The sequence below is a fragment of the Ligilactobacillus sp. JN-6 (Y).1 genome, assembly GCF_058111525.1.
Window position 1 is genome coordinate 549,682 of record NZ_CM176599.1, and the last position, 23,342, is coordinate 573,023.

General features: G+C 40.8%; 21 protein-coding genes and 1 riboswitch. Of the genes, 8 read left to right on the top strand and 13 right to left on the bottom strand.

Annotated elements, in window-relative coordinates; all coding sequences use genetic code 11:
* The first annotated feature begins 66 nt into the window (after positions 1-66).
* Together thiD and AC3XNE_RS02655 are read left to right on the top strand one after the other, a co-directional pair.
* Complete coding sequence (gene thiD / locus AC3XNE_RS02650; RefSeq protein WP_489832703.1) at positions 67-876, top strand: bifunctional hydroxymethylpyrimidine kinase/phosphomethylpyrimidine kinase; 810 nt, start codon at positions 67-69, stop codon at positions 874-876.
* A 249-nt stretch (positions 877-1,125) separates the two neighbouring features.
* Positions 1,126-3,195: a peptidoglycan D,D-transpeptidase FtsI family protein gene (locus AC3XNE_RS02655; RefSeq protein ID WP_489832704.1), complete on the top strand. Its 2,070-nt coding sequence runs from the start codon at positions 1,126-1,128 to the stop codon at positions 3,193-3,195.
* Between the two features lie 217 nt (positions 3,196-3,412).
* Here the strand turns inward: AC3XNE_RS02655 and AC3XNE_RS02660 are convergent, their stop codons facing one another.
* From AC3XNE_RS02660 to AC3XNE_RS02670, 3 genes are read right to left on the bottom strand one after another with little or no spacing between them, the layout of a single operon-like run.
* Entirely contained in the window at positions 3,413-4,135 is a 723-nt protein-coding gene (locus AC3XNE_RS02660; protein WP_489832705.1) for an aspartate/glutamate racemase family protein, read from the bottom strand.
* A 5-nt stretch (positions 4,136-4,140) separates the two neighbouring features.
* Positions 4,141-5,400 carry a carboxylate--amine ligase gene (locus AC3XNE_RS02665; RefSeq protein WP_489832706.1) on the bottom strand — a complete coding sequence of 420 codons (1,260 nt, stop codon included), beginning with the start codon at positions 5,398-5,400 and terminating at the stop codon, positions 4,141-4,143.
* A gap of 3 nt (positions 5,401-5,403) precedes the next feature.
* Positions 5,404-6,942, bottom strand: a complete 1,539-nt coding sequence (locus tag AC3XNE_RS02670; RefSeq protein WP_489832707.1) for a UDP-N-acetylmuramoyl-L-alanyl-D-glutamate--2,6-diaminopimelate ligase — start codon at positions 6,940-6,942, stop codon at positions 5,404-5,406.
* Positions 6,943-7,715: 773 nt separating this feature from the next.
* Between AC3XNE_RS02670 and AC3XNE_RS02675 the strand changes: the two genes are divergently transcribed.
* A complete protein-coding gene (locus AC3XNE_RS02675; protein WP_489832708.1) occupies positions 7,716-8,159 on the top strand; it encodes a universal stress protein in 444 nt (147 codons plus the stop codon).
* A gap of 178 nt (positions 8,160-8,337) precedes the next feature.
* Here AC3XNE_RS02675 and AC3XNE_RS02680 read toward each other — a convergent pair whose 3' ends face one another.
* Together AC3XNE_RS02680 and AC3XNE_RS02685 are read right to left on the bottom strand one after the other, a co-directional pair.
* Entirely contained in the window at positions 8,338-8,577 is a 240-nt protein-coding gene (locus tag AC3XNE_RS02680; protein WP_489832709.1) for a hypothetical protein, read from the bottom strand.
* A 189-nt stretch (positions 8,578-8,766) separates the two neighbouring features.
* Positions 8,767-9,708 carry an aldo/keto reductase gene (locus tag AC3XNE_RS02685; protein WP_489832710.1) on the bottom strand — a complete coding sequence of 314 codons (942 nt, stop codon included), beginning with the start codon at positions 9,706-9,708 and terminating at the stop codon, positions 8,767-8,769.
* A gap of 749 nt (positions 9,709-10,457) precedes the next feature.
* On the opposite strand from AC3XNE_RS02685, the gene trpX reads away from it, so the two are divergent.
* The 4 genes from trpX (at position 10,458) to AC3XNE_RS02705 (ending at position 14,435) form a co-directional block, all read left to right on the top strand.
* Positions 10,458-11,462 (top strand): tryptophan ABC transporter substrate-binding protein, encoded by a 1,005-nt coding sequence (gene trpX / locus AC3XNE_RS02690; RefSeq protein ID WP_489832711.1) that lies wholly within the window; start codon positions 10,458-10,460, stop codon positions 11,460-11,462.
* Positions 11,459-12,361 carry an ABC transporter permease gene (locus AC3XNE_RS02695; RefSeq protein WP_489832712.1) on the top strand — a complete coding sequence of 301 codons (903 nt, stop codon included), beginning with the start codon at positions 11,459-11,461 and terminating at the stop codon, positions 12,359-12,361. Before trpX ends, AC3XNE_RS02695 begins: the two co-directional genes overlap by 4 nt.
* The gene (locus tag AC3XNE_RS02700) at positions 12,351-13,124 is read left to right on the top strand and encodes an ABC transporter ATP-binding protein (RefSeq protein ID WP_489832713.1); all 774 of its coding nucleotides are present in this window, start codon (positions 12,351-12,353) and stop codon (positions 13,122-13,124) included. Before AC3XNE_RS02695 ends, AC3XNE_RS02700 begins: the two co-directional genes overlap by 11 nt.
* Positions 13,125-13,217: 93 nt before the next feature.
* Positions 13,218-14,435, top strand: a complete 1,218-nt coding sequence (locus tag AC3XNE_RS02705; protein ID WP_489832714.1) for a mechanosensitive ion channel — start codon at positions 13,218-13,220, stop codon at positions 14,433-14,435.
* Positions 14,436-14,956: 521 nt separating this feature from the next.
* Here the strand turns inward: AC3XNE_RS02705 and galU are convergent.
* The 8 genes from galU to AC3XNE_RS02745 form a co-directional block, all read right to left on the bottom strand.
* On the bottom strand, positions 14,957-15,850 hold the full coding sequence (galU, locus tag AC3XNE_RS02710) for a UTP--glucose-1-phosphate uridylyltransferase GalU (protein ID WP_489832715.1): 894 nt from the start codon (positions 15,848-15,850) through the stop codon (positions 14,957-14,959).
* 206 nt (positions 15,851-16,056) lie between these two features.
* Positions 16,057-16,509, bottom strand: a complete 453-nt coding sequence (locus AC3XNE_RS02715; RefSeq protein WP_489832716.1) for a VanZ family protein — start codon at positions 16,507-16,509, stop codon at positions 16,057-16,059.
* 82 nt (positions 16,510-16,591) lie between these two features.
* Positions 16,592-17,560, bottom strand: a complete 969-nt coding sequence (locus tag AC3XNE_RS02720; RefSeq protein WP_489832717.1) for an NAD(P)-dependent oxidoreductase — start codon at positions 17,558-17,560, stop codon at positions 16,592-16,594.
* Positions 17,561-17,682: 122 nt separating this feature from the next.
* Positions 17,683-18,189 (bottom strand): hypothetical protein, encoded by a 507-nt coding sequence (locus AC3XNE_RS02725; protein ID WP_489832718.1) that lies wholly within the window; start codon positions 18,187-18,189, stop codon positions 17,683-17,685.
* 164 nt (positions 18,190-18,353) lie between these two features.
* Complete coding sequence (gene thiT, locus AC3XNE_RS02730) at positions 18,354-18,923, bottom strand: energy-coupled thiamine transporter ThiT (RefSeq protein WP_489832719.1); 570 nt, start codon at positions 18,921-18,923, stop codon at positions 18,354-18,356.
* Positions 18,924-19,472: 549 nt separating this feature from the next.
* A riboswitch (TPP riboswitch) is annotated at positions 19,473-19,562 on the bottom strand.
* 172 nt (positions 19,563-19,734) lie between these two features.
* The gene (locus tag AC3XNE_RS02735) at positions 19,735-21,078 is read right to left on the bottom strand and encodes a PFL family protein (protein ID WP_489832720.1); all 1,344 of its coding nucleotides are present in this window, start codon (positions 21,076-21,078) and stop codon (positions 19,735-19,737) included.
* A 21-nt stretch (positions 21,079-21,099) separates the two neighbouring features.
* Positions 21,100-21,366, bottom strand: coding sequence for an ACT domain-containing protein (locus tag AC3XNE_RS02740; RefSeq protein WP_489832721.1), 267 nt, complete (start codon positions 21,364-21,366; stop codon positions 21,100-21,102).
* A 6-nt stretch (positions 21,367-21,372) separates the two neighbouring features.
* A complete protein-coding gene (locus AC3XNE_RS02745) occupies positions 21,373-22,539 on the bottom strand; it encodes an MFS transporter (RefSeq protein WP_489832722.1) in 1,167 nt (388 codons plus the stop codon).
* Positions 22,540-22,669: 130 nt separating this feature from the next.
* Between AC3XNE_RS02745 and AC3XNE_RS02750 the strand changes: the two genes are divergently transcribed.
* Positions 22,670-23,215 carry a GNAT family N-acetyltransferase gene (locus AC3XNE_RS02750; RefSeq protein ID WP_489832723.1) on the top strand — a complete coding sequence of 182 codons (546 nt, stop codon included), beginning with the start codon at positions 22,670-22,672 and terminating at the stop codon, positions 23,213-23,215.
* Positions 23,216-23,342 lie beyond the last annotated feature (127 nt).

The window sequence follows — 23,342 nt, forward strand, 5'->3', positions numbered from 1 at the left end:
CAATGCTCCAGTCAGTAGCAGTATAATTTCTGACATACGGATAAATAAAAAAGAAGGAATTTAAATATGGTCAATCAATTTCCGCAAGTTTTAACTATCGCTGGTTCGGACTGTGATGGCAGTGCCGGCTTGCAAGCTGATATGAATACTTTTCAAAGATGTGGCGTCTATGGGATGAGTGTTTTAACTGCCGCTGTGGCCGGCAATTCATATGGTATTTTTGCCAGCCAACCGATGCCAACTGAATTTATTGATAAACAATTTGAAGTCTTAACAGATGATTTTCAAATTAACGCCTGCAAAACAGGAATGTTAACTGATACTACAACGATCGAAACTGTTTCTAAAAATTATCAGGAATATGATTTAGGACCGCTCGTTTTAGATCCAGTGATCATCACCAAGCACGGAGACATGCTGCTCGAAGAAGACGCATTTGAAGCACTCAAAGAAAAGCTGATCCCTCAAGCCACGATATTAACGCCCAACTATTATGAAGCTGTCAAATTAACTGGTGTACAGATCAATTCAACTGATGACGCTCTGAAGGCGGCGAGGATACTACAAAAGATGGGTGCCAAAAATATCATGGTCAAGGGTAAACATAATAATGAAAGCCAAGCCGAGGTAACTGATGTTGTCTTGTTAGAGGATGAGACTTCCTTTACTTTAAGCGAACCATTTATTAATACCACACACATCAATGGAACTGGAGATCTATTATCCGCATGTATCGCTGCGGAGATCGCACAAGGAACGAGTATCGAAAAAGCCATCAAACAAGCCAAAAAGTTTGTCACAGCTGCGATCGCTGACAAATTAGATGTGGGTCATAAGTACGGGCCGGCAAATCATTTAGTAAAATACACTTTCTAAAAGATATTCGTTCTAGTCCTAGGTAATAAAAGTGGGATGCAGAAAAAATTCTGTGTCCCACTTTTTTATATTTTCATAAAGGACAGAACCAGTCGTAAAATGCTATAATAATTGAGTATGATTCAACTAAAAGTTGTTTTTTTCTTATTATATAGTAAAAGTTGTTGCGTTAGTTGCACATCCACTATATAAATATTGCAGAGTAATTATTGTACACTTGTATTATTACATTATATGGGAGTATTTATTGTGAAATTTTTTAAGCCATCTAATTCAAATGATGATTCACCAAAAGTAAATAAATCACGGATCCCGACTCGCTTAAACGTTTTGTTTTTTGTCGCTTTCCTATTATTTGCTGCACTGATCGGTCGCTTGGTGCAATTGCAAATAGTTCAAGGCGAACGTTTCCAGAGTGAGATCAACAGCGGCGACATAAAAACTGAAACGCGAAACGTTCAACGTGGAATGATCTATGATTCAGCTGGTAAGCCCCTGGTCGCTAATAATTCTGCACGGGCGATCAGTTATTCAAAGCCGCTTAACGTTTATCCTAAAACAATGTATTCGATCGCCAATGATCTGGTCAAATACGTTAATATTGAACAGGAACCAACAACAAAGACAATGCGTGTCAATTATTATTTGGCAAAGCACGAAGACGATGTTAAGAAAAAGATCCCAAATGTCAACTCAATCACTGACGATAAAAAGTTGGCTCGTTTGGAATCAGACTATGTCAGAAAGAATAATCTAGCAGATGGTATGTCAGATACTCAAAAAAAGGCAGCTGTTGTTTATAATAAAATGAACAACGCCTATTCATTATCAACGATCTACTTAAAAACTAAAGGTGTTACAGACCAAGAGATGGCACGGATCGGTGAGCATCAATCCGATCTACCAGGTATCAAGATCACAACTGACTGGACCAGAAGTTATCCTAATGGTAAGTCTATTAAAAACGTTGCCGGAACAGTTACGTCACAAAAGCAAGGTCTACCAAGTGAGCGGGTCAATGAATTACTTGCTGAAGGATATTCACGCGATGATAATGTCGGTTCAAGTTACATTGAATCACAGTATGAAAATGTCCTTAAGGGTACTAAACAAGTGATCAACGTTGAAACAAGAAACGGCAAGCTCCTTGACCGAACCAAACAATATGGCGGAAAAGCCGGTGATAATGTTCAGTTAACGATCAACTCGAAGTTCCAAAACCACGTTCAAGACATAGTTGAAAATGCGGTCAAGACTGGCGCAGGCAGCCAAAATCCGTTGATGACAGGCGGTTATGCTGTGGTCATGAACCCTAATACAGGTGGGATCTATGCTTTAGCAGGGGTCGACCGGGATAACAAGACCGGTAAGATCACAACTAACTCATTAGGCCCTATCAATCAAACGATGGTAATGGGCTCAGTCGTTAAGGGTGCCCAAGTAATGGGTGCGTTGAACAAGGGCGTTATTACACCCAATAACAGTACTTTGACTGATACACCGATCAAACTAGCCGGTACATCTACTATCTCTTCTATCTTTAACAAGTCAGGGAACAACAATATGTCTTTGTCAGCTTCTGACGCCTTGGAGGTTTCCTCTAACTCTTATATGATGCAGTTAACGATGAAGGAAGCTGGTTTCAAATATTCACCTGGTAAGGCTTTGCATATGCCGGTTTCTATCTTCAACACCTTACGTAGTAATTTCAATCAGTATGGGCTTGGTGTTAAAACGGGGGTAGACATCCCTGGTGAAGCACCTGGATTTAAGGGTGGTTCTTCCTATGCTGATATCGGGAAAGCATTGAACTTATCTTTTGGTAACTATGATGCCTATACTACGATCCAAATTGCTCAATACATGTCAACGATCGCAAACGGTGGTTATCGGATGCAACCTCATGTCTTACAATCTGTCCGAGGAAAAGGACAAGACGGTAAGCTTGGCCCGATCAATTATGAATTCCAGCCAAAGGTCTTGAATGTTGTCAATGGTACAAAAGCTCAATGGGATGTTGTTCATCGTGGCTTATGGCAAGTAGTTCACGGAAATAGCCAATGGCGGACAGGTAAACGTCTAGAGAGCCTAAAGCCTTCTGTTTCCGCTAAGTCCGGTACCGCTGAAACTACGACAAACGGCTCATCTACTACGACTTTGAGTGCCGCAAGTTACGCACCGTCAGATGATCCACAAGTTGTTATTGCCGTAGCCTACCCTGGCTCAGGTTCTACTAACGAAGGCTTTAATATGGACTCTGTAAAGTCGATCTATAAGGCTTTTTGGAAAGACGTTCGTTCAAGCGACGACCTTAAGTAAATAATGAAAAAAATATCGGCCTCAGTAAGGTCGGTATTTTTTTGGCAAATTTGCCCGATCTTTGAGTCCATTAGCCAGAGTTGTAGCCGTGTTAGCAGACATCATGGAAGGTCATTGTTTTAACAAAATAGTTGTCTTTGCTGCTTATTTGTATTTTAACTGTGCCAAAAAGGCGGCTGTAACCTACTTCAATAGAGTACAACCGCCTGCTACATATTTATTTAATTTTAACTCCTGCGCACGCCTTTTGTGCTAACTCGATCGTTTTGTCGACTAAGATCGACTGAGCGTCTATCACAGGTGCCTTAGTATAAGGCTCACGATCCTGGGCAAGTGATAATTCAGTACAACCCAAAACAACAGTGTCGCACCCTTTTTCTGCAAACATTTGGCGTAAGATATCATGGTACAAGTTCGCATCAACATGATTTTTTGCTTTGACATTGTCATAAATAAGCTTGTTCGTCTCATGCTGGATCTTGTCATCCGGCAAAACCAGCTCATAGCCCGCAGCCTGGATCTCATCATCATAAATGTGATCGGCTCTCGTGCCTTCCGTAGAGATCAAGCCGACACGTTTGGCATTAGGGACCTTGGCAGCGATCGTCTTAACTGCCTCACGTGGCATATGCAAAATTAGGATATTTGTAGTCTTTGTCAATTCATCATAAAAATAATGAGCAGTATTACACGGGAGCGTAAAAAAATCCGGTTTCAAAGCAGCTTGTTGTTTAAAGTCTTCTAACAAAGGAGTTAATGGGTCTGGCTTATCATGGTCTAAAATATAATCCGTACGATCGGGGACCGTAGCGTGATTGACCAAGATATAATTCAAGTATTCTTGATCACTAGTAGCTGGGGTCCGCTCATTAAGCTGATGGATATACGTTTCAGTGGCTAAAGTTCCCATACCACCAATGATCGTAAAGAAATGTTCCAACTAGATCACCCCTTATTTTGTTTGAAATAATGGTCAAAGTTTTTCACATAATTGTGATTCATCCACTTGATCAAAGCCCAGCGTTTTGGATTCATGTCTTCAGAATACTCATAGGTCGTTCCAAAGCGCTTGTTTTTGATCAATCTTAACGCAGCTTGTTTATCAGGATTATTTCGAGCATACTTCTTGAACGTTTTGACCGGAACGCCTAACCACAGATGATGTTTAGAAGTATCATCATTACCATAAACGACCGGTGTGTCAGCAAGTTGGCCGGTAGCATAATCCTGCACGACATAGTCAGCCAAATTATAACCATTCAAGGTCACAAAAAAACTGCTGCGTCCTTGGCGCAAGTTGATCTCAAAAAGCTTAAACTTCTGGTCACGGATATCGTACTTCATGTCAAAATTAGCGTAACCAGTGAAGTTAACTGCCTCTAAAAAAGTTTGGATCGTATGATAGATCTCCTCGTTATACTCGGGTAAGATCGCTACATAATTTCCGATCGCTGCCGGGGATGGGTCTTCCAGTAATGGATGCCCTAAGCACATCATTTTGACTTGATGGTGCTGATCAACATACGCATTCAAAACTCGCATGTTGCTGTCATCACCGGGAATAAAATCCTGTAAAATAAAGTCTGATCGGTAGCCGTTTTCATAGGACAAACGTAAAATATTATCAAATTCTTCACGACTCTGGATCCGGAAAGCCTTCTTGCGGCCTTCAAAATGAACGTCCAACCATTCAACACTGTTAGCAGCCTTCAAAGCAACTGGATAATCAAAAGGCTGTGGGACCTCTTTCGGCGCCTTTTCCCATTCAGCTTTAGTGATGATCTGAGTCTTTGGATAAGGCAGATCATACTTCTCACAGATCTCATAGAAACGTTCTTTATTATTCAAAGTCTTCAAAAGTTTATAATCGATGTATGGGCAAACAAAAACGTCTTCCAACTCGTCTTTATGTTGTGAGATCAATTCCGCATAGCCATCACCACAACCGATCAAAATAACCGGTTCTTCATGGTCGCGGTACTGTGTCTTTAAATTTTGCATAGTTTCGATCCATACAGGGTCTTTATCAAAACCATCAACGATCGTTAGATCAACGATCTTAGTAAAACGTGTCGGTGCCAATTCAGCAGCTGCGTATGCCTTTACTGGACGGTGATACTTTTGATAAAGTGAACGCGCCATTCCGTACACATTAAAGTCACTTCCTAATAAGATCGGTGTAAATTCAACTTCTTCATTTGCCATAAGCTATCTCTCCTTGATCAATTCTTCCGCTATCTTTACATCTGTTTCATACGGAACATTTTTACCATTTATCTTTTGTGTTGCATCGCGTCCTTTTCCTGCTAAAACAACGATCTCTCCGGGTTTGCTTAACATAACAGCTCGTTTAACGGCAGTCTTTCTATCCAAAATGATCTGGACCTCGACCTTTTCATGGTCAATATGCTGATCGATCTCTTGTGCAATATCTAAAGGATCTTCAGTCGCCGGATCATCAGAAGTTAAAATTGCCATGTCAGCTTCCTCATTGATCGCCTGACCTAACCCACTTCGTCTTGAGACACCTTTATCTCCCGTACTTCCAGTCAAAACGATCAAACGCTCGTCAGGTATCTGTTGTCGTAAGAAACTAAGTAAGGACTTCAAGCTAGCATAATTATGAGCATAATCTATATAGATCGTTCCATGATCTTTAGTTTGGAAAACTTCCATCCTACCCGGAACGCGGACTTCTGGTAAGTGCTGTTTGATCTCAGCTGACGGCACTCCAACCATAGCTGCAGCCACGATCGCCGCAATGGCATTGTCCTGATTATAATCTCCAGGAATGTCTAGTTCATACTCTCCATCAATAGCTAATTTACGTCCTTTGTCTGAATAAGTTAAGATTTCTACCGTACTTTCAGTCATATCTTCTCTAGTTTCTTTAAATTCAAAGTCGACTTGCGTTTGAAAGGAGATCAAAGAATCTTCACGTGCGTATAAGTATATATGATCATCCAGCAAAAATCCTTGAGCAGCACCATAAATTTCATCAAAATGTTGGGTTTCGGCGTTGATGATCACGTTACGAGAATTACGTAATAACTGCTCTTTGCAATATAAGTAATCTTCAAAAGTTGGATGCTCGTTTCGTCCAATGTGATCAGGTGAAATATTTAGGAAAATGCCCAGATCATACTTCAGACCATAAACACGATTTTTCTTAAAGGCCTGAGAAGAAACCTCCATGATCAAATGTGTCATTCCATTTTTGACAGCCTCAGCCATATCATGGAACAGGTCTAACGATTCAGGTGTTGTCAGATCAGACTTAAATCGTTGCTTAGGTTGTGGTCCAACGATACGATCGATCGTCGAAAATAAAGCTGTATGCCCACTTGTATGTGCATCTTGGATCCCATGGGCAAAGTAAGCCGTTGTTGTTTTTCCTTTAGTACCAGTGATCCCCGTAATAAATAGTCTGTTTTGTGGAAAGCCATAAAAAGCAGCCCCCAATAGTGACATCGCTTTTTGAACATTACGAACGATAATAGCCGTCATTTCTTGTCCTTGTGAGTATGCTTTTTCAGACACATAAGCAGTCGCACCTTTTTCTTTAGCTTGATTCAAATAACTCGGTTCAAAATTCCCCTTGCAAAAAAACAATGTTTGTGTCACTACCTTGCGTGAGTCGTAAGTCACGTGAGCAAATTCTAGCGTTTGTTCTTTCGCTTCTTTTTTTTCGATCAATAAATCGTGTTCTGACAAAAGCGTCATAATTTGAGACATCGTAAGTGTCATTTTTTAATATCCCCTTTTAAACGTCCAGGCGTTTTTTATTTTGACCGCCCTGCTATTTATACAGCAGTCAACGACCACACTTTGTCGCCCAAATTATAGTATGATATAAGAAAATAGTCAGTGAAAAGATTGACAGTTGTCCCCTTTTCCAAGTAACTACAGTTAATGGTATTGTACCATAGAAAACGATAAGTTTCCGAACACAGCAAGTGAGTAAAGCCGTAATATCAAGGGGCTAAACGGTTATTTTAAGAATGAATTAATAAAATCGATATGTTTTGATACTATATCACTATCCATTTGGTAAACGAGAAAGTGGGATAATTTGGTGACAGAAATTTTATGATACTGGAGCAGAAGGGAAAATGCACATCTCGTTATTAAACAATATCCACATCAAACAAGTCTGGCAATACATCTACTTTGCGGCTACCGGAAAGTTGCGGTCTTCAAAAAACATACTACTTGTACTACAAAAAAACCGACTGTAACACCACAAGACGAGAAAAAGATCGTTTCACGGATCGACGGTGACGAAGGGCCTGAACTACCATTGACGATCACCTTTTTACCAGTGTATCTGCCGATAATGGTCTCACGCTAATTAAAAAAACAAGGGTTTTCACTATCTAAACAGAAATAAAATCGTTACAATATGGGTGAAAGGTCAATGACCTTTGTATGAGTGGTGATCTCAGTAAAACCGCTCAGACCTACTTCATATGTTTCTAAGTGTTTCATGATCAGTATTCATTTTAGAAAGGATGATCTTTATGTATCATAATATTTTAGTTCCTTTAGATGGCAGTTCCAACTCCAAGCGTGCGTTAGATGAAGCTATTAATTTGTCTGAAAAATTTGGTTCAAAGATCTCTTTGTTGTCCGTTGTCAATGAAAGTAATATGATTTTTACGACAGGCTCTCCTGACATGATTTTAACTGGTCTTAAGAGTAATGCTGAAGACATAGCTGAAGAAGGTAGGCAACAAGCAGTAAAACGCGGCGTTAACGTTGAAGTTTTCGTTCAACGTGGCATCCCTAAACAAATTATCGCTGACGAATTCCCAGTAGAACACAATATTGATTTGATCGTGATCGGCAAGTCCGGGGCAGATGCATTTGATAGAGTGTTGCTGGGGTCCACGACCAGTTACGTTGTTCGTAAGAGTAAAGCAAAGATCCTTGTTGTTAATGATGAGGAAGATGAAGAAAGTTAAGTTTTGTTCGAAAGCATAAACCATTTAAAATAGATCGTTTGCGTTGTTTTCAGTAAGACGCATTTGAGATAGAAAACGACGAAACATTGGCTAAAGTAGTTCATGACAGCCAACGTTTCGTCGTTTTTATATCACCATTTTTAAGGCTCTACATATAAATTGTCTTGTAAAAATTCAGCTACTCCCACTCCAGCTTCAAATAAAATATACTCAGCTTGACCATCGAAAAAGGCAAGGCGGTCAGCCCCATAAACTCATCACTTGTCAAACCGCTGATATTACTTAAATCGACTTCCCATTTATGCGGCGGCTTAATGCCTTGGGCCGCACTAAGTTTCATTTTACCATCCTGAAATCTGATATTTAAAAACCCGAAGTAAGAATGACTCCCGTTGATGATCTGCACATAAGTATTCATAGCGTTCTCTCCCTTCACTAATAATGGGATTTCGCAAGAAATATTATTATCTTTCTTTCGTGACTATAATAACATCTTGATTCTCATATTACAAGCGAGGCCCTTTGCTAAACTTATGTCTGTAAGAATAGAAAACTATTTTTGATGGAATAAAAAAAGCCACCTCCAGCAGGAAGTGACCTTCTAACTTTATGGCAAATCATTACCAGCAGCCAAATAAACGTCATACCATTCTTGGTTGGTCAAATGAACATCAGCGCCAGCAGCTGTATCCTTCAAGTGATCAGGGTTCATTGTCCCTGCAATTACTTGGAATTTAGCCGGATGTCGTAAGATCCAAGCTGCACCGATCGCATTTTTTGAAACGCCGTATTTATCAGCTAATTTCTGCAAAGCAGCATTGACTTCTGGAAAGTCAGGATTATTGATAAACGTACCTTCGATTTGACCATATTGGAACGGTGACCATGCCTGGATCGTCATTTGATGCAATTGTGAGTATTCCAAGATCCCATTTTCGTGGCTAACGCTCTTTGGATCAGTCATATTAGTATGGATATCGAAATCAACTGGACCGGTATGCATGACACTAAATTGCAGCTGATTGATCAGAAGTTTTTGGCTAACAGCTGATTGCAACAACGCAACTTGACCAGGGTTCATGTTGGAAACGCCAAAGTGCCGCACTTTACCAGAATTTTGCAATTCATCAAAAGCAGAAGCGACTTCAGCTGGATCCATCAAAACATCAGGGCGGTGCAACAAGAAGCTGTCCAAGTGGTCAACACCCATTCGTTGCAAAATGCCATCGACTGTTTCTAATAAATACTTCTTAGAAAAATCATAACGGGTCGCTTCGTACCCCCTTTCTGGGTTCTTAAAAATTCCGCCCTTTGATTGAATGTAGAAATCGTCAGCGCTTAAAGACGATTTTTTCAAAGCTGCACCAAAGGTTTCCTCTGCCTTGCCATTGCCGTAGACATCAGCCGAATCAATAAAATTGATCCCTGCTTCCTTAGCTGTTTCTAAAACTTTAACAGCCTCATCAACACTCAAAGCATCCATTCGCATAATACCTAATATGATCTCTGAGCCTGTGAAATCCGTTCCGCCGATCTTTACATCTTTCATTCTATAAGATCCTCCTTTTTACAAAACACGATTCCCAATGATCTCAATTATAGTGTTAGTATAATGCTTTGGAGTAAAAGAACACAAGCAACTTACAATCTACGGTAAATTGCATTACCTTGAGGTATTTGAAAAAGACCATTTTTGTCATGACGTGCGCGATAAATAGTTTTTAAAGAGGCGGGCATGATTTTTGAACCCGTCTTTGCTGGACTTAGGGCCAATTAGTTCTTTTTTGGACCAACATTTGTCGAAGTTGGGGCCAGTTAGCCGTTGACCGGACGATCATCTTTCAAACTTGAGGTCAGTTAACCAGCGACTGGACTCTTCTTCTCCAAACTTGGGGCCGGTCATACCAAACTGAACCCACTTCACGATTATCACACGCAGGTCCGCAAATCTTCTTCTCGGTTAAGTTGATTTTTCATCAAATTTGTTCCTCTCTTGACATCCTTGTATCATTTTTCTATACTTAAACTAATCATTAACCGGAAAGGACGAAAAAGAATGCAAAAGTCAGTTACTAATATGAATATGGCTTGGCAAAGCCGGCACGCAAGGTCGTAATTCCTTGAACGGATACGATCTGGCAAACAGTTTGTATCCGTGCCGACTATTCTTTTATTTGTCAAAGTCTGCATGGTTTAACATGGCAGGCTTTGGCGTAACCATCTTTAAGGGTAAACCAGAGCGTGCTGGTTTGCCCTTATTTTTTTGCCAAATTTTAAATATACAGATCGGAGAAAAATATGAAAAGGATCATTGGATTTATTGCTGCCATTGTTGCTTTTTTGACGGTTACCCTCTTCACCCAACCTGCACAAAACGACAGCACAAAATTATCTCACCAAAAAAATATCAAAATTGGGATCTTACAACTTGTCAGTCACCCAGCACTCGATCAGATCCACCAGGGTATTATCACAGGTTTGAAAGATGAAGGCTTTAAGGCAAATAAAAATATTACTGTCGAGTTTCAGAATGCCCAAAATGATCAAAGCAATTTAAAAACGATGGCTCAACAAATCGCAGACCGCGATGATCTCTTATTTGGCATAGCAACACCAGCAGCACAATCACTTGTTAATTCCGCTGCCAAATCGACCCCGATCATCATGGCAGGGATCAGTGACCCTGCTGGCAGTGGTTTAGTCAAATCCGAAAAACAACCGGGAGCCAATGTTACAGGTTCTTCTGGTGACTCGCCTTTAGACAAACAATTAAGGCTGATCCAAGATATTATGCCTCAAGCCAAGAAAATCGGCGTCGTCTATACCTCTTCAGATTCTGGTGGTCAAAGTAACGCTAAAAAATTTGCCAAACTAGTAAAAAAAGCTGGTTTACGCCCCAAGATATACACTATTGCTAATACCAACGACATGCAGCAGATCAGCCAGCAAATGGCAAGCCAAGTCGATGCGATCTATGCCCCTCAAGATAATGGCGTAGCTTCCGCAATGAAAACATTAGTTAACAACGCTAACCAAGCGGAAACTCCTGTTTTCCCAGCGGCCGACACGATGGTCAAAGATGGCGGAACTGCAGCTTACGCCATTGATCAGCGCGACTTAGGACGTTTGGCAGGCCAAATGGCGGGAAAAGTTCTCAAAGGTAAAAAAACAGCACACTATCCTATTGGCTATGTCGTTAAGGGAAAATATGTGATCAACCAAAAACAAGTTTCCCGATTGAATATCAAAATTCCAACCAAGATCATGCAAGAAGCGCAAAAAAATGGGAAGGTGATCAAATGAGTTTAATAACATCTAGTATCGGTCAAGGGCTACTTTGGGCAATTTTAGGGGTCGCACTTTTCTTGACCTTTAGGATCCTTGACTTTCCCGATATGACCGTTGAAGGCACATTTCCACTAGGCGCAGCAGTCACCGTAACTGCCATCACTCACGGAGCCTCTCCCTTACTAGCCACATTATGCGGCTTTTTAGCTGGAGCAGCCGGTGGATTGATCACTGCTTTGTTATACACCAAAGGTAATATCCCGATCCTGCTTGCTGGGATCTTGGTGATGACTGCCTGTTTGTCCATTAATTTGCGAGTAATGGGTGGTTCTAACGTTTCCTTGATCGGCAAAAAGACTTTCTTTTCAGCGGCCTTTTTTCAATCTTTACCCAAATATTTTGACAGTGTGCTTATTGGCGGGATCACTATCATCGGGATCACTGCTTTAGTGATGGCCTTTCTTGAAACAGAACTGGGACAAGCTTTCATCGTTACCGGCGACAATAAAATGATGGCTCGTTCTCAGGGTATAAATACGGACAATATGACACTCCTTGGTTTGACTTTGTCCAACGGCTTAGTTGGTCTATGTGGAGCTTTGATCTCACAAAGTAACGGTTACGCGGATGCAAATATGGGCATCGGGATCATTGTAGTGGCCTTAGCTTCAATCATTATTGGTGAAGTAGTTTTTGGCGACTTAACTTTAAATCAACGGTTGGTAGCCGTTACTCTTGGAAGCATAATTTATCGTTTTGTTTTGCTGCTAGTCTTGCAACTTGGTTTTTCGACCAATGACCTTAATTTGATCTCAGCTATCATCCTAGCATTATGCATGATGTTACCTAACTTAAGAAAGTTGCTGCACCTAAACGGCATTTTACACAAAGGAATGATCACTAATGACAAATGAAAATAATGCAGTATTGGAACTGAAAAATGTCTCAACTTTGGTCAACCGCAAAACGCCAAATGAAACTAAGATCTTGAAGGATCTTGATTTAAAAGTTTTTCCTGGAGACTTTATCACCGTGATCGGGTCAAACGGCGCGGGAAAATCTACCTTGTTCAACACGATATCGGGCGACCTGCTGCCAGACGAAGGACAAGTCTTTCACAATGGAAATGATATTAGTCATAATTCAGTTGAAAAAAGAACTAAATTTTTGAGCCGTGTATTCCAAGATCCCAAAATGGGAACTGCTCCCCGAATGACGGTCGCAGAAAACCTTTTGCTAGCTGCCAAACGCGGCAAAAAACGTGGCCTTCATTTCCGTAATTTGCGTAAAAACAAGGAACGCTTTGCTCGCTTGGCAGCTTCGATGGGAAATGGGCTAGTTGAACGTTTGGATACACCGACCGAAAATCTGTCAGGCGGCCAACGACAGGCACTGAGTTTTTTAATGGCAACCATAAATCGTCCGGACATCTTATTGTTAGACGAACATACAGCAGCTCTTGATCCAAAGACCAGTGCTGCACTAATGGAACAAACCAGCAAGACTGTTTCATCACAGAAACTGACATGTCTAATGATCACCCATCGTATGGAAGATGCCTTGACATACGGAAATCGTTTATTAGTATTACACGATGGTAAAATTACCTTAGACGTTAAAAATGACGAAAAAACAAGGCTTACAAAGGAAAAAATTATGCAAGTATTTGCCGATTGATATGTTTCTAAGCGCTAATTCTTTTACAAACTCTTTAAATTTCGTTAACATGAACACGTACAAATCAATAAGCCAAGAAAGGAAGCGATATTTATGGATACTGCAGAATTTTGGCAGTCATTTCAGGATACTTTACCATCTCTAATTAAAGGTGTGGTATTGATCATTATTGCGTGGCTAGTCGCTGTACTAGTCAAGAACATTGTTACTAAAGGATTTAAGAAGATCAAACTTGATGAACGGTTAGTTAAGTGGAAGATGTTTAACAGCACTGAACAGGCAGATAGTTTACTAGCATCATTAGGTAAGATTTTTTACTACCTGATCTGGTTAGTCTTCTTACCAGGGATCTTTACGACCTTTGGACTTAACTCGATCGCATCACCGATTACAGATATGATGAACTACATCTTACAATATCTGCCTAACATCTTATTGGCAGCTGTGATCTTAACAATTGGGATCCTTGTAGCCAAACTAGTTAAGAACTTAGTTTATAATGTTGCAAGTACTTTGAAAGTCGATCATTATGTTGACAAATTTGTTGGTAATTCATCTGAAGATGAAAACAAAGAGTCGATCGCTAATGCATTAGCAATGATCTGCTACTTATTAGTCTTGCTTCCAATTGCTGTTGTTGCCTTAGAAGCTCTTAAGATCTCAACGATCACAGAACCGATCGTCACTGTTTTGAACAGCATTCTAAGTGCTATCCCTAACATCTTAGTTGCAGCGATCTTGTTAACTGTCGGGATCGTGATCGCCAAAGTTGCCGGTAATTTAGTTACAAGTTTACTGGAAAATACTGGGATCGACAAAATGGCAGCGGATCTTTATCCAAAGGAAGCAACACCTTCTACTACTCTCTCCAAGATCTTGGGACAGATCGTCGCAGTCGTTGTCGGTATCTTCTTCGTGGTTGAAGCTTTGAGTGCATTACAACTTCAGGTACTCGACCACGTTGGTGAAGCTATCATTGGTTACTTACCTAACTTGTTGTTTGCCGTAGTGATCCTTGGTCTTGGTTTCTTTGGCGGACAATTTGTCGGCAAGGTCTTAACTAATGCTACCAAGAATAAATGGCTTGGTATCATCGTCCAAGTTGTCTTCGGCGTTTTCGCTGTATTCATGGCATTAGACCAATTAGACTTCGCAAACAGCATCGTTAATACAGCTTTCTTGTTTATTGTTGGCGGCTTATCAGTAGCTTTTGCCGTAGCTTTCGGTTTAGGCGGCCGCGATTTTGCTCATCATCAATTAGATAAGTTGGATAAAAAATTAGACGATGAAAATGATGAAGAGAAGAAGTAAAACAGAGCGAAACGGGACGGGTAAGAGATGAGCATTATCGGACTTAGACCTTATAGTGCGATCTTTGCACTGTGAGGTCTAAGTTGGATAAGCGGAATCTCTTGTCTCGTGTAGCTCGACTAAATAACAGAGCGAAAACAAGCGGGAAGAAGCGAGCACTATCGAGCTCTGGCATTATAGCGCGCTTCTCAGCGATGTGATGTCAGAGCTCGATAGGCGGAACTTCTTGCTTGCTGTAGCTCGACTATAAACAGAGCGAAACGAGACGGGTAAGCCTCGAGCATTATCGAAAACTGGCACTATAACGCGCTTTTTAGCGGTGTAGTACTGAAGTTGGATAGGCGGAGCTTTCTGCTTCACGTAGCTCGACTAAAACAACCAGCAACTCTCTTTAAGGGACAGTTGCTGGTTGTTTTTGCATTTTGATAATTTTACTTTTGGAGGGTCCTACAAAAGCCCTAATGGTCATACACGACTTTATATCAACGTGTACGGCCATTAGGGCTTTTATTTGTATAATTTTACTTCTTCTTGCCTGATTTAGTCTCTAATTCTTTGCCGACTTGCCTCAAGTATTTAGTCAAATCATCTTTGATCTCTGGATTTTTCAGGCCAAATTGAATCATCGTCTTTAAATAGCCAAATTTGTTCCCGACATCAAAACGTTCACCGGTAAATTCATGGGCAAATACACGCTGAATTGTATTTAAACGGTCGATTGCATCGGTCAACTGGATCTCATTGCCTTTGCCCGGTTTTTGATCCTCTAAAAGGCCAAAAATTTCTGGTGTTAGCAAATAACGTCCGATGATCGCCAGGTCTGATGGAGCATCTTTAGGGTCAGGCTTTTCAACGAAACTCTTAACATCATATAACCCCTTAGCCGGCTCAGAAATTGGTTCAATTACACCATAATCTTTAGTTTTCTCATGAGGAACGCGCATTACCGCAAGTGTCGAAGCATGTGTCTTGTCGTAGCGATCAACTAATTGCTTAGTTAACGGTACTTTGTCTTGCATCAGGTCGTCACCTAACATGACAACAAATGGCTCATCATCAACGAAGTCTCGGGCCCTTAAAACAGCATCTCCTAGACCATTGGGATGAGGCTGCCGAATAAAAAACAAGTTGATATTTGTCGTTTCCTCTACTAATTTCAGTAAATGCGACTTACCCTTTTCTTTTAAGTTGGCTTCTAATTCCGGATTGGAATCAAAGTGATTTTCAATGGGTTGTTTACCTTTCCCAGTCACGATCAAAATATCTTCGATCCCAGAATCAATGGCTTCTTTGACAATGAATTCGATCGTTGGGCGGTCAATGATCGGTAACATCTCTTTTGGAATTGCTTTTGTCGCCGGTAGAAAACGAGTTCCTAAACCTGCGGCAGGAATTACAGCTTTACGGACTTTCATACAAAAACTCCTTTCACCAAATCAATTAATTAAAATAAGATGATCACACTATCAATACATCTCTAGTGTAACGCAAGAAAGGGTAGAGGTTAAATGCTGAAGCTGCAATTTAAACAGATCATATCAACTGATCAAAAAAAGGCCTGTCACACAAAAAAATAACTTCAAACAAAAAACGTTTGCCTCTGAATAAGAAAATGCAAACGTCATTTTTGTTGTTTTCTTCTGTTTAAAAGACAGACCGTTAGCCAATATCCTAAGCACAGACCAACTCCATTTGCCAAAATATCGTTAACATCGACCCATCGTTCTGTCACTTCAAAGTTATCCAATATCAATTGGGTCAATTCAATGAATAAACCAACAACTGCTCCGGACCAAATTACCCTTGTATTACGCAGAGGCTTAGTTTGCAACAATACGATGAAAACTCCAAACGGAATGGTCATCAACATATTGAGATAAAAATCCAGGTGAAGCAATTCAACAAATGGTAGATAAATAACGGGAGCTTGGCCAAGAAAAACGTAAGGCACTGGGTCACTTTGAGGGATCGTTAATGGCAATGCCGGAGCAAAACATAAGATCGCAACAGCCAATAAATAGGCAATAAACGCAACCCAAATAAAATTACGCATTGTTTTTTGTTTTAGGTTCAAGATGCTTGATCCTCTCTTCTGGCATAGAAAAGCATAGTCTCTGTGTAAATGGGATCCTTTGACGTCACTTCCCATACCAACTTTAATACCCCTTCTTCAGATCCACTTCGTTTCTTACCAGGGTTCCAGACTTTCTATACTGTTGCAAATTTTCACTAAATATCTGAACCACGTCTTCTGCATATTCTTGATATAGTCCTGAAACATGTGGCGTGATAATCACATTTTTCATTTGCCATAATGGACTGTCGCTTGGCAATGGCTCTGGATCCGTGACATCCAAACCTGCTGCTCCGACTGTGCCTTTCCTTAACGCTTGGATCAAGGCATCCGTAACTACACTAGGGCCACGTCCAATAGTGATAAACAAAGGAGCATTTGTTAATTTGTCGAAAAAAGCAGAATTGTATAGCCCCTGTGTTTCACTCGTCAGCGGCAAGGTGTTCACAACTATATCTGCATCCAAAACCGTTGCATCCATTTTGTGAATGGAATACGTTTGATCAAAACCTTCTGCAAGATGTCCAGAATGATTGACGCCGACAGCCTGCATCTTAAATGCCCTTCCTAATTCAGCGATCCGAGTGCCGATATGACCCGTACCAAAGACGGCTAACTTTCTACCATTCAGTGTCGTATAGTTAGAAGAATCCGGGTCCCAACTATTATGTTGTTGATTTTCTACAGCGGCTTTGATACCGCGCAACTGTCCTAAGATCAAACCAAATACAGTCTCGGCAATAGGCTCAGCATGAATACCACTAACATTTGACAGCAAGATCTGTTTTTTTCGCAGTTTTTCTAATGGATAGTAATCGACACCTGCTGAAAAAGCTTGGATCCACTTTAAGTTTGACTTCTTCAGACTAAAGATCCGGTCCAATATTCCCGGAGCATTGCCCAATATCACTTCAACATCAGCCAATTCTGCATCCGTCAAATTATCACTATTAAAAATGAAGTCATCGTCTGTCAAACTAGTTAATTTTTCAAACGCACTATTTGCCCCTTCATGATTCAAAGCCCCGCCTAAAATCAGGATCTTCATCATACCACCCCGCTCGCATTTTTCCATTTCAATTGTATATATTATACACTACTGTTTTAATTTGTGAAAAACAAAAAAGCCAAAGATCAGTGTTTACGCTGAGTTTTTAGCTTTCTTTTAACCTATTATTCTTCTTTTTTCTCCGGAGCGATCACAAAATGAGTAATATAAGGTTCGGAGTTTTCGTTATAGCCAAATTGATTGATCTGATTGTTAGGCGATGTATTCCAATCAAAGAAATCAATGTCTGACTCCCAGACATTTATCATCAAATATTGTAAATTTTTCCGCGGGACATGCAATACTAAGCTGTATTTTAAGCCAACTGGGATGTCGTAATCGTTCTCCCACTTTTGCATCAACGACTCTAGTAACTTATTTTGATCCGTATTCAAAGTGAAATAACGAAACTCATAATAACCATCCCAAGTTTCTTTGCCAACCTCATGTTGAGTAACATAATTCAAACCAGAGCCAAAGACTGTTTTTTTATTTGATTTGTCTAATAACATGAACTTGTTCTCATCTGTTACGGACTCCAACAACTTCAAATCTCTATCAGAATACTTTTGTTGCTTAGCACTCAAAACGTCTTCGCGACCTAAAGCCAAGCTGATTTTTTCAACGTTCATTGCATTTGCCCCTTTCATCTCTATATCTACAGACTATTATAACATTTTCACTAGCAAATGATATTCATTACACGGATTAGCCAACAAAACATTTGGCCTCATTTGATCAAAATTTGTACTAAAAAAGACGTGCTCCATAATATCTGCACGTCTTATAAATTTCGTTATTTTTCTGGAACAAAAAGTTTTGGCGCGCGGATTGCTAGCAGCCAGACAATGACCATCGCTACTAAAGCTTCTGGGATCATATAAGTCGCATTATAAATCGTGGAGTAAGCAAACACTGACTGACCTTTCGGAGTGTATTCACCATAAAAAACGATCCCAGAGATCACATTATTCAAATAAGCCATAAAGGCGCCTAGAAAACTAGCAGCTAAAGTATAACCAAAAATTTTGCCCTGTTCTTTTTCACGCAAGGCACCTTGGAGAGGCATGGCAAAAAAGCCGGAAAACCCAACAGTTCCAAAACAAAAAACATAATCAAATAGAACTTGCAAGGGGTTCAAAAAATACCCGCCAAACATCAGTTGCACAACACCACAGATAGCGCCAGCGGTACAACCCCAGATAGGACCACGGCGCAAGGACAGAAAAATTAATGGTAACAAAACCAACGATACACTCCCACCTTGCGGCATCCGGAATATAACAATATAACTTAAAACAATGGACAAAGCCGACATAATGGCCGTTTCGGTCAAAAGCCGTGTACTATTTCTTGTTTGAGACATGAAAATAACCTCCTATGGAATAACAGAGCGAAAGCAAGCAGGAAGAAGCGAGTACCATTGGACTTCAGTGCGATAGCGCGTTTTGAGCGGTGTCGTACTGAAGTTGAATGGACGGAACTTCTTGCTTGCTGTAGCTCGACTATAAAACAGAGCGAAAGCAAGCGGGAAGAAGCGAGCACTATCGAGATCTGGCATTATAGCGCGGTTTTCAGCGATGTGATGCCAGAGCTGGATAGGCGGAACTTCTTGCTTGCTGTAGCTCGACTATAAAACAAAGCGAAGTGAAGCAGGAAAATCTCAATAAGTAAAAAGGCTAGTCTTCAAGAAGCTAAACCCAACGGTGTCAATAAAATAACACCACGTAAATACTATGCATTCGACTTTTGTCATCCATAATTCTTTACACCTCCTGACTCTATAGGCAACATCAAGGTAAGTACGCACTGAACCAAGGAATTAGAGGGGGTATTGTAATTTTATTAATAAAAAAATCCCTTTCAGCTTTTGCCAAAAGAGATTATTATTATCACTAACATTCGCACTTTGCGACCAGATAAAAAACTGTCTCCCTTCGCCGGTATTGACCGTATCAGGTTCAATGGGTGTTTTCTCAGCCTAATGGCACCCCAGATGTCTTATTTAATTATATTACTATTTATGATGATATACCTTGCATCCATTAAAAGCAACAAGGAACCAGTTAACTTGTGGCTTCACCTCAATTCACAACGAGGCTAAATTCTGACAGACCGGTGAGAACTTTCGCTGACTTCTTTCCAGTCCATTTATCAAGGAACAACGCATCCCCTCACTAATTCTTAAAACTGTGAATAGGTGCTGGGATCGTCCCACCACGCTGGATCATTGCTGCCGATGAGGCCTTGTTGACACGCATGATCGGAGCGTGGCCTAATAAACCGCCAAATTCAACTGTGTCACCGACGTCTTTTCCTGGCACAGGAATGACCCGAACTGCAGTCGTTTTATTGTTGACCATACCGATCGCAGCTTCATCGGCGATCATTGCGCTGATAGTTGTGGCCGGTGTATCTCCTGGAACAGCGATCATGTCCAGTCCAACTGAGCAAACTGCCGTCATCGCCTCCAGCTTTTCGATGTTCAAATGTCCTGCTGTAACAGCATCGATCATGCCAGCATCTTCTGAAACCGGAATAAATGCACCAGAAAGACCACCCACATGGCTGCAAGCCATAATACCGCCTTTTTTGACAGCATCATTCAGCAAAGCCAGAGCAGCCGTTGTTCCATGCGCACCTACACTTTCAAGACCGATCTCTTCTAAGATCTGGGCGACAGAATCTCCAACAGCCGGAGTCGGAGCCAAGGATAAGTCAACGATGCCAAACTGTGTGTTTAATCTATCAGCCGCAATAGTTCCGACTAATTGACCCATGCGAGTAACTTTGAAGGCCGTTTGTTTGACAGTTTCAGCAACAACATCCATCGACTGACCCTTGATCTTTTCAAGTGCCGCTTTAACTACACCGGGACCCGAAACTCCCACATTGATCACAACGTCCGGTTCGCTTACTCCTTGGAAACCACCAGCCATGAAAGGATTATCCTCAACTGCGTTGCAAAAGACGACCATTTTTGCATTGGTCATTACGTCAAGTTTGGAAGCAGCGACGATAGTTTCTCCCATCTGCCCAACAGCATCCATATTGATCCCTGAACGTGTTGAACCTATGTTGACCGAGGCACAAACCAACTCGGTCTCCGACAGTGCTTCTGGCAAAGAACTCAGTAATGTATGGTCGCCTTGCTGGAAACCCTTTTGTACCAAAGCTGAATAACCACCGATAAAGTCGATGCCAATCGTATGCGCAGCTTTATCCAACGTTTTAGCATATTTGACATAGTCTTTATCATGACTAGCGGCTGCAACGATTGCGATCGGAGTGACTGTCACCCTCTTATTGGTGATCGGAATACCGTATTCTGCTTCGATCTGTTGTCCGACCTTAACTAGGTCACGCGCGTTTGTAGTGATTTTATCGTAAATTTTGCGACACGCCACATCACTATCGCTGTCAATACAATCCAATAATGAGATCGACATAGTGATCGTCCGGACATCTAAATTTTCGTTGGCGATCATATTGACCGTCTCCATAATTTTTTCGGTTTCCATCTTTACACTCACTCCTCTCTTTTATAATTGATGCATGGCGCGGTATATTTCTTCGTTACGAATATTGATCTCCACACCAAGATTTTTGCCTAATTCAGACAACTCCTGTGTTAACTTTTGAAAATCGTTTGTTTGTGGTAACTCGACCAACATCATCATCGTAAAATTATCATCCATGATCGTTTGAGAAACATCTAAGATATTAATGGTGTGCTCTGCCAAATATTGACTAACTCCTGCAATAATACCGACTTGATCGCGACCGATCGTTGTTAAAATTGCACGCATAAAACTTCATCCTTTCACTTTTTCATTTAAATTCTTACGAGGTGCACGAACTGCAATTAAAATCACTGCCATCACTAAATGGGCAAAAAAGAAAATCAAGAATGTTTTGTTATACCCTAATGCAGTGATCAACCATCCACCTGACAAGGGGCCTAATGCACGGCCTAATGATCCTGATAAACTGCCCAAAGATTGGATCATCCCTCTATTACTGTCCTCGGCGTATCGATTCAACAACATTGGGATCGCTGTTAAAGCTAAGATCTCGCCTAATGAAACAAAAGTGATCCCTAAAATAAACTGCCAATAATCACTAGCCTGTACTAGCATTAAATAAGAAGTTGCAAAGAACAAAACACCTAAAAAGACACGTACTTTATCAGCTTTAAAAGTAGTGGGGAATAGGCGCGTAATAAATGGCTGTAAGGTTACGATCTCTAGCGTAGAGATCGTAAATAACATACTATAGCGCGAAACTGAGATCCCTTGGCCTGTCATCAAGACTGAAACGTTACTATTCCATTGTTCATAACATATCCAGATCACGATCATCGTCAAACAGATCAAAATGACCGCCCAAGGATTTTTCGCCCCTTCTTTTTTCGATCTTGTAGTCGTCAAACTAGACTGACTGACTACTGTACGATCCTGAAATTTAAAGCAGATCAGCATAAGGCTCAAGAAAAATAAGATCGCTGAACTAGCAAAGATCAACCGAATACTAATATCAAATAATAAACCCGACAGCAAGGTCGCTAGTGACATTCCAATATTTGCCAGCCAATAGCCATTGTTAAAAATATTCGGATCATTCTTTTGCAAAAAAGCTAGGTATCCGTTCACTGCGGAATTTAAAACACCTAAACCCAAACCATATAAAACTAATAAAAGCGGATACAACGGCCAGCTCGGTAATAAAGCCAATAAAATCAATGCCAGGACTTGAGTCGTCCCACCTAAATACATCGTTTTCTTTTGGTGCCACTTGTCAAACAAATGTCCACCCAGTAAGTTACCCAAGGTCATTGCTCCAGAAAATGCCAGCAAAACGTAGCCAGCAACTACCAAACTTTTATGTAGAGAATTATGCACGTACAAAGTCGTGATCGGCATGATCAAACCGATCCCCATATTAACTAGCATATCCGTCAACAAAACAGATTTATTCTTCACCCATCATGATCTACCTTCCATTACACCTCAAGTGTATGATTTTCGTTAATGTTATGGTACTTACTTATTGCCAAATTTGCAATAAGTAAGTAAAGTTGATATAAGAAATTAATTTAGGAGATGGTCTCACATGTTTACATATCAAATCGATGACGACCTCTGTCTCGCTCTTCCGCGTCCCCAAACAGACGCTTCGCCTTTATTTAAACTGGTTGAAGAAAGCCGTCCGGAACTTTCTGCTTGGTTGCCTTGGGTCCCGGAAATGAAAAGTGCAGCAGATGAAGAAAAATTTTTGACCAGGGTCTTGCAACACTTTGGCACTTCAACCTCAGTCAACTTGATCATTCGCTACCATGACCAGCCTGTCGGGATGATCAGCTTCAACAGTTTCCGGCAAACGGATCATAGTACTGAGATCGGTTACTGGCTAGCTTCAGAATTTTGTGGAAACAATATTATGCATCGCGCCGTTTTGGCAATGTGGCACTTAGGTTTTAAAGACTACGCCGTCAATAAGATCGAGATCCACGTGGCAACGGACAATTCCAACAGCAATCATGTCGCACAAAAAGCAGGCTTCAGATTGGATGGCACGGTGCGAGCTGGTGAGCTTTTAGCAGATGGTTTCCATGACCAAAATATTTGGACGATGCTTAAAAAAGAATGGCAACGTTAAATCGCAAAACGCTGCATCTTAGGTAATAAATCCAAATTACTCAAAAACACCTTCACAAACAGAAAGATATAAACTAAAGGAGATAGTAAATTTATGAAAAAACAGCTACCGGCAGTTTTTACAGCGA

Bases quoted from the DNA above. Each gene is read 5' to 3' on its own strand.
- thiD (WP_489832703.1), top strand. From the start codon at position 67: ATGGTCAATCAATTTCCGCAAGTTTTAACTATCGCTGGTTCGGACTGT.
- AC3XNE_RS02665 (WP_489832706.1), bottom strand. From the start codon at position 5,400: ATGGCAAATGAAGAAGTTGAATTTACACCGATCTTATTAGGAAGTGAC.
- AC3XNE_RS02670 (WP_489832707.1), bottom strand. From the start codon at position 6,942: ATGACACTTACGATGTCTCAAATTATGACGCTTTTGTCAGAACACGAT.
- AC3XNE_RS02675 (WP_489832708.1), top strand. From the start codon at position 7,716: ATGTATCATAATATTTTAGTTCCTTTAGATGGCAGTTCCAACTCCAAG.
- AC3XNE_RS02680 (WP_489832709.1), bottom strand. From the start codon at position 8,577: ATGAATACTTATGTGCAGATCATCAACGGGAGTCATTCTTACTTCGGG.
- AC3XNE_RS02685 (WP_489832710.1), bottom strand. From the start codon at position 9,708: ATGAAAGATGTAAAGATCGGCGGAACGGATTTCACAGGCTCAGAGATC.
- trpX (WP_489832711.1), top strand. From the start codon at position 10,458: ATGAAAAGGATCATTGGATTTATTGCTGCCATTGTTGCTTTTTTGACG.
- AC3XNE_RS02695 (WP_489832712.1), top strand. From the start codon at position 11,459: ATGAGTTTAATAACATCTAGTATCGGTCAAGGGCTACTTTGGGCAATT.
- AC3XNE_RS02700 (WP_489832713.1), top strand. From the start codon at position 12,351: ATGACAAATGAAAATAATGCAGTATTGGAACTGAAAAATGTCTCAACT.
- AC3XNE_RS02705 (WP_489832714.1), top strand. From the start codon at position 13,218: ATGGATACTGCAGAATTTTGGCAGTCATTTCAGGATACTTTACCATCT.
- galU (WP_489832715.1), bottom strand. From the start codon at position 15,850: ATGAAAGTCCGTAAAGCTGTAATTCCTGCCGCAGGTTTAGGAACTCGT.
- AC3XNE_RS02720 (WP_489832717.1), bottom strand. From the start codon at position 17,560: ATGATGAAGATCCTGATTTTAGGCGGGGCTTTGAATCATGAAGGGGCA.
- AC3XNE_RS02725 (WP_489832718.1), bottom strand. From the start codon at position 18,189: ATGAACGTTGAAAAAATCAGCTTGGCTTTAGGTCGCGAAGACGTTTTG.
- thiT (WP_489832719.1), bottom strand. From the start codon at position 18,923: ATGTCTCAAACAAGAAATAGTACACGGCTTTTGACCGAAACGGCCATT.
- AC3XNE_RS02735 (WP_489832720.1), bottom strand. From the start codon at position 21,078: ATGGAAACCGAAAAAATTATGGAGACGGTCAATATGATCGCCAACGAA.
- AC3XNE_RS02740 (WP_489832721.1), bottom strand. From the start codon at position 21,366: ATGCGTGCAATTTTAACAACGATCGGTCGCGATCAAGTCGGTATTATT.
- AC3XNE_RS02750 (WP_489832723.1), top strand. From the start codon at position 22,670: ATGTTTACATATCAAATCGATGACGACCTCTGTCTCGCTCTTCCGCGT.